Origin of the sequence: Pedobacter nutrimenti (genome assembly GCF_003208655.1) — a bacterium.
GTDB classification, from domain to species: domain Bacteria; phylum Bacteroidota; class Bacteroidia; order Sphingobacteriales; family Sphingobacteriaceae; genus Pedobacter; species Pedobacter nutrimenti.
Genome location: NZ_QKLU01000003.1, coordinates 649,169 through 662,682, shown reverse-complemented (window position 1 = coordinate 662,682; position 13,514 = coordinate 649,169). Strand labels below are relative to the sequence as shown.

12 protein-coding genes are annotated in these 13,514 nt (G+C 41.1%); 1 reads left to right on the top strand and 11 read right to left on the bottom strand.

The features are described from left to right. Window positions 1-5: 5 nt before the first annotated feature. The 11 genes from B0O44_RS11045 to B0O44_RS11000 are packed head-to-tail and all read right to left on the bottom strand — an operon-like array spanning window position 6 to window position 11,247. Complete coding sequence (locus tag B0O44_RS11045; protein WP_110830219.1) at window positions 6-3,809, bottom strand: hypothetical protein; 3,804 nt, start codon at window positions 3,807-3,809, stop codon at window positions 6-8. Between the two features lie 16 nt (window positions 3,810-3,825). Continuing rightward, window positions 3,826-4,233 carry a GPW/gp25 family protein gene (locus B0O44_RS11040; protein WP_110830216.1) on the bottom strand — a complete coding sequence of 136 codons (408 nt, stop codon included), beginning with the start codon at window positions 4,231-4,233 and terminating at the stop codon, window positions 3,826-3,828. A 2-nt stretch (window positions 4,234-4,235) separates the two neighbouring features. Further along, complete coding sequence (locus B0O44_RS11035; protein WP_211321362.1) at window positions 4,236-4,532, bottom strand: PAAR domain-containing protein; 297 nt, start codon at window positions 4,530-4,532, stop codon at window positions 4,236-4,238. A gap of 12 nt (window positions 4,533-4,544) precedes the next feature. Continuing rightward, window positions 4,545-6,344, bottom strand: a complete 1,800-nt coding sequence (gene vgrG / locus B0O44_RS11030) for a type VI secretion system tip protein VgrG (RefSeq protein ID WP_110830211.1) — start codon at window positions 6,342-6,344, stop codon at window positions 4,545-4,547. Next, window positions 6,334-7,008: a CIS tube protein gene (locus B0O44_RS11025; RefSeq protein WP_110830208.1), complete on the bottom strand. Its 675-nt coding sequence runs from the start codon at window positions 7,006-7,008 to the stop codon at window positions 6,334-6,336. The genes vgrG and B0O44_RS11025 overlap by 11 nt, the downstream gene beginning before the upstream one ends. After that, window positions 7,008-7,169, bottom strand: a complete 162-nt coding sequence (locus tag B0O44_RS24980) for a DUF5908 family protein (protein WP_170123314.1) — start codon at window positions 7,167-7,169, stop codon at window positions 7,008-7,010. The genes B0O44_RS11025 and B0O44_RS24980 overlap by 1 nt, the downstream gene beginning before the upstream one ends. Before the next feature lie 3 nt (window positions 7,170-7,172). Then, on the bottom strand, window positions 7,173-7,622 hold the full coding sequence (locus B0O44_RS11020; protein WP_110830206.1) for a phage tail protein: 450 nt from the start codon (window positions 7,620-7,622) through the stop codon (window positions 7,173-7,175). Window positions 7,623-7,632: 10 nt separating this feature from the next. Next, window positions 7,633-8,088, bottom strand: a complete 456-nt coding sequence (locus tag B0O44_RS11015) for a phage tail protein (RefSeq protein WP_110830203.1) — start codon at window positions 8,086-8,088, stop codon at window positions 7,633-7,635. 44 nt (window positions 8,089-8,132) lie between these two features. Continuing rightward, the gene (locus B0O44_RS11010) at window positions 8,133-9,836 is read right to left on the bottom strand and encodes a phage tail sheath family protein (RefSeq protein ID WP_211321361.1); all 1,704 of its coding nucleotides are present in this window, start codon (window positions 9,834-9,836) and stop codon (window positions 8,133-8,135) included. 14 nt (window positions 9,837-9,850) lie between these two features. Then, on the bottom strand, window positions 9,851-10,681 hold the full coding sequence (locus B0O44_RS11005) for a hypothetical protein (protein ID WP_146229810.1): 831 nt from the start codon (window positions 10,679-10,681) through the stop codon (window positions 9,851-9,853). Next, window positions 10,681-11,247, bottom strand: a complete 567-nt coding sequence (locus B0O44_RS11000) for a DUF4255 domain-containing protein (protein WP_110830199.1) — start codon at window positions 11,245-11,247, stop codon at window positions 10,681-10,683. The genes B0O44_RS11005 and B0O44_RS11000 overlap by 1 nt, the downstream gene beginning before the upstream one ends. Window positions 11,248-11,464: 217 nt before the next feature. Between B0O44_RS11000 and B0O44_RS10995 the strand changes: the two genes are divergently transcribed. Then, complete coding sequence (locus B0O44_RS10995; RefSeq protein ID WP_110830196.1) at window positions 11,465-13,513, top strand: glycoside hydrolase family 18 protein; 2,049 nt, start codon at window positions 11,465-11,467, stop codon at window positions 13,511-13,513. Window position 13,514 lies beyond the last annotated feature (1 nt).

Genomic DNA, 13,514 nt, shown 5'->3' with positions numbered 1-13,514 from the left:
ATTTTTTAGTTATCTTTTTTGGATATGACCCAATTGTAATATTGCTTATTTTCTTTCTTTTCCGCTGCCGGAACTTTCTTTTCGGTTCCGGAATCTTCCCCCACAAGTAACTCTTCCCCTACTGTCAGGTAATTCAGGCCAATGGCTTCAAACTCATTTTCATTCTGTTGTTGCTGTGCGTCGGCAATTTCTATAAAATGGTTTTGGGAGGGTATAAAAATACCTTCCGGTACCGAGGCAGTTAGGAAGCCCGAGGTAATGGTGTTCGCTGCATCCATAGCGGTAAGAACCTCTTCGGGTCCGGTACTTTCATAATTGTAAAAATGGGCCAGGCCAAATTCCTCAACAGAGGAGATATAAGGCTTTGTTTTGATAAAATTGTACATCTCTGATACAAATAGCTTTCCGCCAATGCGATAATTCACGTCGGCCCGGAAGTACCATGGACTTATAAATTCATTAATGTCGTTTTCAAGCAGCCTGATGTAAAAGAGTTCTTCGGAATGGCTTTCGGAAACCAGCCGCACTTTACACACTACCTTAACACGCTCATAAACCGGATTCTCTACACTTATATTCACCTGCGGAGAAAGCCTTGTCTGCAGGAAATCTTTCACTTTACAAAGGGTGTCAAGTGAAACCATAGGTGTCATATCCGGTCTGCCGGAATTTTCATTTAAGGCCACCAGTACAATTTTAAGACTTGAAGAATCTGGTACAGCCCTTGAATCGTCTTCTCCAGACCTGATGCACTTTGCAATGAAGATGTCAGGGAAATTTTCGAGCACGGCCTGCTCAATATCCTTTGACATCAACAACCGGTTTTTATGTCTTAGCCGCTGACTGACCCGGATGTAAAATTCAACCTCATTTTCGGCTTCTTTTCCACCAAAAGATGGAAACAACTGCCAGATGTTCTGAACACCTTTAACAGGATTTACAAAAGTTTTCAATATACCGGCCGGCAGTTCCAATAGGCCTGGTGCTCCCGGTTCAATGATACGCGTGGCACATACCGCATTGATGTACAAAGCTTTTATTTTGGACCTGATGATATTTTTCCCGGAGGAAGAAATTCTAATCCAGTACAATGCGGCAGGCATGCATGTGTTTCCAGTATTGATATCCGGTGGAACAATCAGACGAACAATTCCGGTTTTTATTAAATTTTCGGTCGTGTCTGAAAGCACATACTTTTCATTCATTCTCAGCCAGGAATCGTTATAAAGATAACTCCATTGCAAGGACTGAAGTTTCACCGCTGATTCGTGAAAGGTCTTTTCCTCAAGATGGAACAAAATGGAAATTTCCTCGGCCGGCACAATTTTGTCGAAGCCTATATAGAAGTTATTGTCGTAATCCTCATAAGGAATCAGGGAATAAGAAGACCTTATTTTGCCTGGAAAAACCTGTTCATAACCAAAAGGTTGTAAATGGATAAATGCAATACTGCTGAACCCTTCCATATTTCCCGCTGCGTTGTCCAGTTGCTCGGCTGTGCTCTGTACATAATCTATAAAAACATTGTTGAGCAATGGTGTATAGGGTTGCTCGGGCAAGGTCTTTTTTTTCACAAAACGTTTTGAGTTATGCAGGGCCGTCTGCGAAAAAACACCTGCAAATGAACTATGCCCAAAACCAAATCTGGGGCTGTAAAATTCAATTCTTAAGGCACCCTCGCTCATCTCACCACTTAATGGCGCAGGCACCCTGTCCAGCACAGGATCATTGGTATAGGCCAGTTCTTTAACATCTATATCTTCCTGTTCAAAAGTTGTGCTGTGCTTTAATACCGGTTCAAAATTAGCATCCAGATCGGACTCGAATAAGGCAAATTCATTTTTAATCCCGGCAGCAACGTTATCGGCATTTTTTAAACTGAGCAACCTGACCTTAAAGGAGCTGTTTTTAATATTGGCCAGGTACTGTTCATAATAAGTTTCAAAGCCCCCTACAACATCAGGAAGTCCGGCCCACTCCAATTTCAGGGCTGCACTGGAAAGATAACGGTTAAATACATTCGCATTTACAATATCAAAGTAACTTCCCGCCGGAGAAAGAGGCCCGAAAGGCTGAAAAGCTGTGGCATTACTCAAGTTCCCAATATTGTTCTGAAGGGTATAATCAACCAGTCCTTTCACTTCTGCACGTACCGTTATACGTTCTATTTTAAGGTATTTTAAATAAGCCAGCGGATTGAAATTTGCCTGATTATTGATCAGTAAACGAATGGCAGGCCATTTCAAACCAGGCAATGCCCCATGAACAGGAGCATAACAGGTAAAAGGCAAATCTGTTGTTCCCTGTATCAATTCTACTTCCAGAGATTTATCGTCCTGGTTCAGGTTGACCCTTGTAAAACCTGCTTTTTCCCAGCCGGAAGGCCCGGTGAATTCAATCACAAAGGCGTTATCAAGCAGCATATACTGCACATTGTCAACACTGTCACTCAGCCCCTGATAATTGTTAAAATAATCTACTACGCTTCCAAAGGAATCGGGTTCAATATGCAGTTTCAAAAGAATTTTCCTGGAGCCATATTGCTGATAAAGCACAGGTGAGGCAATGAGAAATCCGGTGTCTGCCATCAGGTTGCTCCTTTCGGCAGGACTGAGTTCATTGATGTCCTGGCCCAGCATAGACAGCGAGGTGATGTTGTCTGCATTTTTTACAATAAACTTTGGCTCGGGGTTGTTGTACTCTGCCTTATACAATTGCACCTCAGAAATGGTTTTAGTCGCATCCATTTTGGGCGCAATACGTACATTTTGAACTGTAAAAAGTGTTTTAAGCGAAGAAATATGTGCTTTGCTCAGTTCAATTTTTTCATTAATCCTGTACATCAGACTGTCTTTGTGACCTGGTATATTTCCACTTACCAGTTCCCCTTGTTGTAATATGACCTGTTTGGCATCAGGCAGGGCTTCGAACAATAAGTTGACTTTATCCGGCACCGCAGGGAGCCTGTTAAAACCCAATATGTTCTGATAATAAAATTCAAGATGCTTGGAAGGGAGTTTATTGACATCGGTTTTCAGGTAATCATAAAGTTCCAGAAAAGTAACCACCAGGGCCAGGTGAGGACTATAACTCTGCTCCTGTACCGGATTTTCATTTACATAAAATTTGCATGCGTTGAGAACGCGGTTAAAATTCGTTCTTAATGAATTAAAAATGATTTTGACATCTTTAAAGGCATTTCCTGTTTTTTCACTGATGCCGATTCCCTTTTCAAAAATATTTTTTGAGGCTTTTTCCTGATCAAAGCCCAGTTGTACAAAGGCCTCCTTTTCAATAAAGGGAACCTCAAAAGCCGCTATTGCCTGGTTATTGTATTCGCGTAAAAGTGCAATATCTTCTTTTAAATTGACAAGAATGTCTTTTAGTTTGACGGTAAAAACCGGGGTCCTTTGCACGGCCAGCAGACGTTCAGAAAGTTCATGCATTTTTATAGCCGCTGCAAAAATAAAGTAGAAGATTTTTTTTAACGCATCCAGAACATCATGGTCATTAACCGATCTTTCCAGTTTAAGTTCCAGCTGATAAAAATGGTTCAGATAACCCTGCAAGTCGAACCTGGTAACCAGATTGTTCAGGATGTTAAAATCTGTTTTAAAAAATTCTTCCCAGTTCCCCTCAGGCCTGTTGCTGTCATTAAAATAAACGATATGCCTGGACAGATCGGATAAAAGTTTAAGCAGGGCCGGACTATCGCGGTCCTCGAGCTGAACAGATTCAGGCAACAGCGCCCTGATCAGGCGTTCATCCCTGCTCAGGCCTTCTAATAAATATCCAAGCTGTTTACCCATTTCCGGTTGTTAATGATCAAATATTTGTTCCTTCTGTAAAGTAAAAAGGGAAAACTAAATTGTGACGCGTATTGGTTATAATGAGTGAAAACTCAATTTTTATGTGCAAAATACCATCGGGTTCAGATTTTCCGATAATTTCGGTTCCTATAAATTTTACCCGGGGTTCATAGTTCAGCAGTGCATGGTATACAATATGGTCCAATTTCGTTTTAAGTGATTCATTTATATTTTCGAATACCAATTGTTTAAGGTCACAACCAAACTCCGGCTCCATGACCCGCTCACCGGGCGTGGTATTGAGAATGATAAAAATACTTTGTTTAACATCTTCAAGCCCCGAGGCCATTACCGTCCGGTGGTTTAAGGTATCAAATGATACGGGAAAACTCCAGCCTGTTCCTAAAATTGAATCTCTTTCCATCCTTAGCCCCCAATTAATACCGTTGGAAATCCTAAAATCACAGAACCCCCATGGGCCGTACTGTCACCCATTCTTACCGCAGGTTTTCCACAAATCAAAACTGTTGCTGAGCCCTTAATCAGTGAATCGGGTGGCCCTACACAAACTGCCGAATCCCCTACCACTGCCGCAGGCAAGCCACCAATTAAAACGGTGGGTGCCCCGGGACCAATCAACGGCCCACCAACATGTGGTACGGGTACCAATCCGGGGGTGACCATCGGGCAAACGTGCATATCTGTTATTCTGGCTGCCATCATTCCCATATCTGTTTAATTAATCATTACAATACTTCCTTTAACTGTTGTCTGACCAGAAGAATTTATTTCTGCGGTCGCTTCCCCTTTGGCAGAAAAACCTGCCTTGGCCTTGTTGCTGATGTTCATTGCAGATACAACCGCATCCCGGGTAGCCGTCATTTCTATTTTTCCTCCGGCATTCAATGTGATGTCACCCGATGCTTTCAGGTTAATGTCTTTACTGCTGCTGAGCTCAATTCCTTTTGAATCCATTGTAACTACGTTACCATGCTGATCTGTGATTACAATTTTTTTGCCCTCATCATCCAGGGCAAAAGAATTTCCTGCAGGCGTGAGCAGTGTCGTTATTTTTTTTTCATCATCAAAAGACATTTTAAGGTTGCCTTTAGTGATGATGGATTTTATATAATTGTTGTTGTCCTTTGCAGAATTCACCGGTGCTTTTGAGGTGCTGTAAAGCGAGCCCAGTACTACCGGGTAACGCGGATTTGAATCCAAAAAACCAACCACCACTTCATCCCCAACCTCCGGAAGAAAGCCTGCACCCGCATTCGCCGTTGCATAAAAATTAGAAACCCTTGCCCAGGTCCCGGTCTGATTGTCTGCACCAGAATTTAAAGTGAGCTGGATGCGGTACAAAGACTGTGGATCTTCAAAAAGATTTTTAACTGTAGCAATCTGCAAGCCACTTACGGCCGGGAGCTGACCTGCAGCTGGTGGAAAATTAAAATTGTCCTTCTCTGCAATAGGGATATCGTCCAGTCCAAAACCTACGGTAGTTTTCCAGTTTCCTTCCTCAATCGTATGAATCACTGATGAAACAAAAGCTTTTCCGCTATAACGGGAACCTACTCCTTCCAGCTGGACCAGCTTGCCTGGTTGTGCCAATGCACTCCCCTGAAAGCTTACTTTTCCTTTCAGAGCCGATAACCTCATTTTGAGCAAGGAAGAATCTGCCCAGGCTTTGATTTCGGCCTTTTCCATAGGTGCTCCGGTAAAAACAGTCCTTTTTGTTTGATTGAGCACCCCGGAAAGTTTCTTTGCTGAAAAGTTACCCTGATCATTGAGGGAAGGTTCCGAAGCATTGGCTGTCAGGACATCCAGGCTCTTAATGTCCCAGGCAAAGGCCTCGAGTTCCGGGGGTTGCATCTGCGCATCCAGTTCGGCATTAAAACTGATAATAGACTCCCCAAAAGCAAGACGCAAGACAGGGGTACTGCTAAACTCAGGTGTTGCAATTTCCAGTTTATCCCCATCTTTACAAGTCATTAGAAATCCATAAAACTCTGCCCTGGAAAGTACAAAATCCCAATCAGTAGCTCCTTTTTGCGTCACTGTTTCTTGTACAACAGAGGTGCTGGTCACCGTCGGGTTCAAGCCATTTGCCTTAACAATTTTATTGATGATGTCACTATCGGAAAGCGATGTAAACTCTACATCCTTACGGTTAAAAGTCATCCCGATCGCTTTATGCTTACAACTCACCACCAAACTAAAAACATCTATTGAATTGACTTCAATACGCTGTTTTACAATTACCCCGCTAAATATGGATGCTTTATCTTCCCCTCCATATCCGGCCAAAATTTCAATATCATTTCCAGGCACAAAATGACTACTGTCACTGATTGGAAAAGTACCACCTTCAACCGTTCCGTCTGCAAAAACAAGCTCTGCATAGGAAATACGGTTTACCTGATGACTGATTTCCACAGAGAGCTGGGGATAATAATCAGGTATTACCGTACCCGACACTTTAACCACAAGTGAAAGGGTAAGATCTTCAACATCAGCAGGTGATTTAATTGTCATTTACATTTTTTATAGGTGGAAACTGGATCTGGTCCCCTGGTTTTATTGCATAAAAACTGCTCAGCTTATTGTGCCTGGCTACTTCAATATGGTGGCCCATGCTGCCATAAATCCGGTAAGCCATTACTGGTAAACTGTCCCCCGCTTTTACCGTACGGACATGGGTAAGATCAGGAGAAGATTTTGCGGCCTCCTTTGCTTTGGTCTTATAATCAACACTTTCGGAAAAAGTCAAATCCATTACTGCCCTTAAAGCCTTTCCCTCAGGGGAAAACAACGTGTATTTTATGCTGTTTTTTGAACATACACCCGTAAAAATCAACTTGCCCCAGGTAATTAACAGGTAATACGGCCTGTGAATATTGCCATGGAAACCACAAACCAGATTATTGAATTTATCAATGTAATCATCGATATCTTTATATCTTGACTCCAATGGTGTCCTGCCCGTGCCATCAATAAAAAAGCTCAGGTTTAAATCACTTACTCCAATTCCTTTGAAAATCTGGGTAATATCCGTAGCTCCAAGTGTATTATCTGTTGTATAACTTACATTAAAAGACCTCTGGTACGTAGAAGGATTCAAAAACGCATTGATTTCACCCTTTTTTTTGCTTTTACATGCAGGATCTTCATAGGCCTCAATTTTTAATTTAACCAGCATCAGCGTTCAGTACTTTTTTTAATTTTCTGTATAATTTTCGCTGTACATTCCTTAATTATTTCGCTTTTAAGGTGATGAATAACTTCTGGATTAAAGGTTTCCCCAACCGGATGTTTTTCAATAACCACCCTGATCACAAGCTCTCTGATTTCAATAGGCATAAATTACCATTTAACTTTTTCAAAATAATCGTAAGCAAGCTCCAGGCTTTCAATCATCAGCTTGTTTTCCTCGGCCTTCAAATCTGATAACTGAAGACCAACCGGCACTGCATTCACCACGTTCCATCCCATTAGGGCCTGATTGTTAACGTCGAGCAATACAACCAGTATTGTTTTTGGTTTAAAGGAAAATTTGCCTATAGAATTACTGGCCCATTCTATAAGAGGGGAATTAAACAGCATTCCCCTCTTAAGAATAAGGTTTGGATATTTAGGGGCTTTGGGAAATTTATGAATAAATCGGTTTTCCCCACCCTCCTGAATATCCTCCGTTTCCATTTTAACGTTTAAGCCCAGCACTTCCTGAAAACTCCCTTCCTTATCGCCTTCAATATCATCTGCAAAAACATGGAACTTAAATGCGACCGGTGGGAAATAGGTGTACTCATTCACGAATTATGTTTTATTTTGTAAGTGAGAGCCCTTCGTGTGCCAATTCTATACTTTCCAGTGCAACTTCGTTTGCATCTGATTTCATATCGGTAACCGTTAGTTTCACCGGGAAAGCATTTAAGAGCGTCCAGCTCATCACAACCTCTTTCGCCTCGTCCAAAAGACTGATCAAAATGGTTGCGCGCTTAATGGTGTTCATGTTAAGGGCTTTGAATTTTTCCCACATGGCCTTATCGTCTTTGAACATTCCCTTTTTTAAGGTTACGTTACCATATTTTAAAAGCCCGGGCATTTTTACCGTAGAATTTGTTTTGCTGCTGCCTCCCCTGTATTCAATGACTTGCGCCTCTGCTGTAAGTCCGGTAACCTCCGAGAATACAAATTCTTTGTCGTCCCATTTTACCTGAAATGCAAATTTAACTAAAGCGTAGGTTGCCGTTGATTGTTTTGATCCATCATCTGCCATGATTGTATATTTTAAATGTCTTTAAATAATCCGTTAATTGTTAATTACGATTGTTGCAATTGCTGCTGGAAAGTAATGATGATAAACTCTGCAGGTCTGACGATAGCCAGTTTAACAGTAATCAGCATTTTACCCTCCAGGATATCTGTTGGGGTCATGGTCGCTCCAAGCCCAATCTGAACATCAAAGGCCTGCTCAGGAACTGCCCCGGCCAATGCCCCCTGTTTCCAAAGGTTTGTCAGAAAGTTAGATATCATTGCTTTAACAGTAATCCAGGTATTTGCATCATTTGGTTCAAACACATAGGCCCTGGTTGCTGCCTTTACAGACTGCTCAATCATAATCAATGTTCTGCGGACATTAATGTAACACCAATCTGCGCTGTTGCCATCAAGTGTACGGGCACCCCAAACCAATGTTCCAAGGCCTTGAAATGGACGGATTACGTTTACTGATTTTCCGGTAAAAGGGTCAACATTAAATTGCTCCTGCACCTGGCTTGAAATATTAACAATTGGGCTGTCAACACTGTTAAGTGAATAATTTGCAGGTGCTTTCCACACCCCTCTTGTATTGTCAACCATTGTATAAAGACCTGCCATGGCAGCAGCTGGTGGCAATTGATTGGAAAGATTTCTTGCCTGATTTAAAATAGTACGATAATAGGCACTTGATGATTTCAATGCCAGGTGATGGTTTTTCTTTAAATTACTAATCTGGTTTAATTTATCCTGATAAGTTTCCGGAACAACAATTGGTGTAGGATCGGCTTTAGCGTCGGCCTTCGCGTCTGGCTTGGCATCGGCTTTGGCGTCCGGTTTAACATCTGGTTTAGCATCTGGTTTAGCATCGGCCTTAACATCGGCTTTGGTATCTTTGTCGTCGGTCGGCTTAGGGTCAGCAGGCTTTAATTTAGCCGCATCGGCATTGAGTTTTGCAAGTGCGGTGTTGTAGTTTGTAAAAATATCGGCAACCTCGGGCTCCAGCAGGGTATTTAATGTGGCTGGAAGATTTTCAAATGTGAGCTCATCTGTATCTACGATGCCCGTATTCAACCAGGGATAATAAGCTGCCCCGTAGTTTAAAAAATTAGTACCAATTGCTTCTCTGAATTCTTTAAGTACAGCATCTGGTTTTTCAGTGACGTCGTGATTTTTCAGGTCAAACACACCAAAACGGCTTTGCATCCCGGCACAATGTGCCAATACATTTTTATAAAGCGGATACGCCGCTGCCCCAAGCCCCGCTATATCGGGCATAAGGATCAATGTCGGCTCCTGCTCATTTTTAAGGATGTCCAGTGGCCCCTCCGGAACATCAGTAGTTGCCTGAAAATCCGAAAGTTTAACTGTTTTAGGACCACTGTTTCCGTAAACCCCAACCGACAATATTACGCAAGAACCACCACCGTTGGCATAAAACAAACGGATGCTGTTGAAAAAGTAAAGCTTATTGTCCGTGTCAAAATCTAAAGTCCAGTCCTTAGCTCCGAGTTTAAAGGATTGGGCCGGCAAAGGTACATTGGCAGCAGTTACTTTGAAAACCGGACTGAATGCCCCGCCAAAGCTTTCTACATACTCTGCAAATGAATTGATTCTTGTAGGAACCCTTACCAGGGATTTCCCATTTCTTTCTGCTTTAAAAGTATAACCAATAAATGCGGGAATGGCAGTATCAACCGCCACCACAGAATTGGGAAAAGCATTTTTTTCTTCGATGTAAACACCGGGTGATGCGTAATTTGTCATAAAAGCGTTGTGGTTTAAATAATGATTTCTGAATAGTTAGATTTAATATTAGGCTCCTGCTCCACAGGAAGCGAGGATATGTAAACGGGATTTGGATTTTGTAATGCGCGGACAATTACCCTTCTTTTTTCGGGATTGTCTTCCGAATTCTCCAGCAACTGATATCTGGCTGCTGTTTTACTGGAAAGCTTTATAGGTTCAGGAGAAACAAAAGCAACACCTGTTAAACCAGAAGGAAGTTCAATAGGATTTGGACCTTTAAAAATCACCTGTGTCTGCTGATCGAGAACGACCGGGTTTTTAATTGTTTTTAAATAATCACTCACCAAAATATAGCGCCAATAAGTTGCCATCGCTTCAAAGCGGATCAGATATACATCCAGCAGACCCGGTGCTATTTTTAACACGATTTTACCAAAAGGCTTCACCATTCCATCTTCACGAAAAAAAGTTAAGGGATAAGCATATACATCTTTATCGCTAACCAGTTCCTGCCGGTGCAGTGTTTGTTTGCCAACAATGCGGTTACTAAAGTAAAACACAGACTGCTGAACGTTCATATTCAATACGGCTGTATAATTAAAAAACATTAAATCAGTAAGTTCAAGCGTAAAAACCAAACAAAGGGCTTTGCTCAAAACCGCTTCCCGAGATCGTTTTTCCCCTCCATGAAAAACATCAAAGAAAATAAAAAACCTGCCATACTGTTCCCTGAATTCCATTCCAAAATCGCGGAGTTTTTTTCTTGAATCTTCTGATGGACAGACATTAAAAGCAGAAAACATACTACTGAAATATTCATGTTCAAACCGAACCTCTGTTAATATTTCGTAGTTAATATTCATCAGTTTATCGAAGGGTTATTTTCTATAGAAGTAATTAGTGGTCTGTACTCCCGGATAATAGAGTCACTGATGCTCAGCATGCGCATTTTATAAATTACACAAGGCATATACTTAGCCCCCAGACTTGACCAGACATTATTTAGCTGATCCTGAGACAGAACCTGCAAGTCGAAAATTAGCTTTTCAATCCGTTCATCCAGTCCGGGAGAGTTTTGATGATTGAAAACATTTTTATGTTGAAAATAGGCCAATATAAAAGAAATAAACCTAAGCGATTCCCCATAGTTCCCCCGGTTAAAATAAGCTGAAAACATTAAATACAAATTAACCTTTAAAGGACTGGTAGCAGAGGATCCTGAGCGCCTCAAATCAACATCATTGCTCAGTGAGGTTTCCTTTTCAATATTAATGAGGGTAATAATGATCTTATTTGAACCTTCAATGGCAATATCTCCCTTAGCATCAACAATCGAAGACAATACAACCTTATCATCTTTGATTTTAAGCTTATTTCGGAAATATTCATTAATTTCCTCAGACAAGAAAGATAATGCTTCAAAAATCATTTACTAAATTTAGTATAAAAAAATCTGTACATTGTTTTCATTATATGACAATAAAACAGGATAATCATATAATACTTATTTCTAAAATAAAACGAACGCGCTTTGTATATGTAACATTATGAAAAAAAACTCTGAATCATAAATAAGCCAATATTTTTTTTTGAACAATTTTTGAAAACTTTTAAACAATTTTGATCAAACTTATTAACATTCTCAAATGCGGACTTTACTTTTTATTTTACTCGCGGTGTTTCTCTCCACATCCTCTTTCGCGGCAAAAGAGGTAGATTTAAACCACAGAAGCACAATACAATCCACCCAACAAGACAGCAGTAAAAAGAAAATAAGTCTTTTAAAAAGACTGGCCAATGCATTTAAATTCCGCGCAAATTCTCATGCCAGGGAAAAAATAAGGGTCATCAGAATCATCGACACCCTGATTAAAGATTCCGTTTTACTATCAGGAAAAGCCTTCACGAAAGACCAGTTGTCTTTAAAAGACTCGGTAGAAAGCAGGCTTGCCAGTTTTTATGAAATATTAAGAAAAATACAGTCTGATTACGAAAAAAATAAACCGGTAATTATTCCGGAATGCCATGAATGCCCTTCAGAAAATAAAACACCGGACCCCCAGAAGGAAGCGGCCGACCAGGAAAAGCTCAACAACGACAAATACATTGACGGTTTAATAAAAGCGATTTTAGGGACAGAGAAAAACCAACCGCCCTCAACCCCGGATACCAAACCCGAAAGACTTGCTTTAATCCGGAAACTGGCCCAGCAATCACATATTTTCAAAGACACCCTCAACAAGAAGTTTGAGCGTGAACGGATGGTCAAACTCAAACAGGCAGCGGAAGTATGGGGCTTTCACCCCTACAACAGCGGAGAAATAGATCTTAATTACAGGGTTTTCAGCACAATTGTTATTGATGCTTTTGTATTAAACGGCAGCAACGGAAGAAGCATGAACGACCTCGACCTGAAAAATTTTGAAGTTTCCCGGCGGGCAAAAGTAATGGGAAGCAGGTTGATTATGGGTATTACATCCGACAATGTCAACACCAATACTTTTCTTCAAAGTAGCTTTGCACAGACCCAGTTTACCTCTAAAATCATTTCTATCCTCGCCCAAAACAACATGGAAGGATTAAACATCAAGTTTAGCGGGGTAAACAACAAACTTTCTGTACATCTGTTAAATTTTATAAGCGCACTTTCCAGAGAATGCAAAAAGAACAACAGAAACTTCATTTTAAGCCTCACAATTCCAGCTTTTGATATTGCCCGGGGCTATAACCTTGCAGCCCTTGCTCCTTTCACAGACAGATTTTTAATTGATTTCAGGGAGAAACTTCCGGGCGGTCCCGGGCCGCTTGCCCCCTTAAAACAACAAAGCGATTACAGTATTGAAACCTGTGTTTCCCGTTACCTTAACGCTTATAACCTGTTGCCATCAAAACTGATCATTTTACTGCCTTATTATGGCATCAAATGGGATTTTGACAAAAAAGGCAAAGGCAAAAACCCCATTTCACTTTCTTACAACAAAATCAGGGCAAGATATCAGTTTGCCCCCATCAGTTATGATGAACAAACCGCAAGCGCCATTATTGAAGTCAGCGATACCACCGGAAAAGTCAATGAGAAAATATGGTTTGACAACGAATATACTTTAGGCAAAAAATTCGATTTTGCGCTTAGTGAAGGCCTTGCCGGGGTAGCCATCTGGGACCTGACCGCAGACATCGGATACGGCGAACTGGCCGATGAACTGGCTTATAAATTTCTTGTACCCGATACCATAACCACGCGGGTAACAGACCTCAACCTGCAGAACCAGAAATTTGGCTGGGAATACATCATCAGAAACCTGAAAACCTATTACTTTGTTCTTGGCCACCCATGCGATACCGCACACAATTATGTCGACCGTACCTTGCTGAGTTACATTAACATTATCCTGATTGTCATTTGCGCAGGCCTGGCCATATTTTGTTTTTCCAGGTTAAGGACCAGAGGAGATGAATGGCCAGCAAAAAAAACAATGTTTATTATTACCGGCCTAATGACTTTTACACTGATCACTTTTGGTTTTGCCTGGATTTTCCTGGACCCCAATATTCCCTGGTTTGGTCTCGACAAAGAATGTATTGATATGCCTTTCCTGGTTCTTTACCTTATTATTTTAACTGGTATAGGCCTGGGTATTTTATTGATGTGGCTGCTTCTATTTCCTATTGTAAGACAGGAAGATACCCCATAAT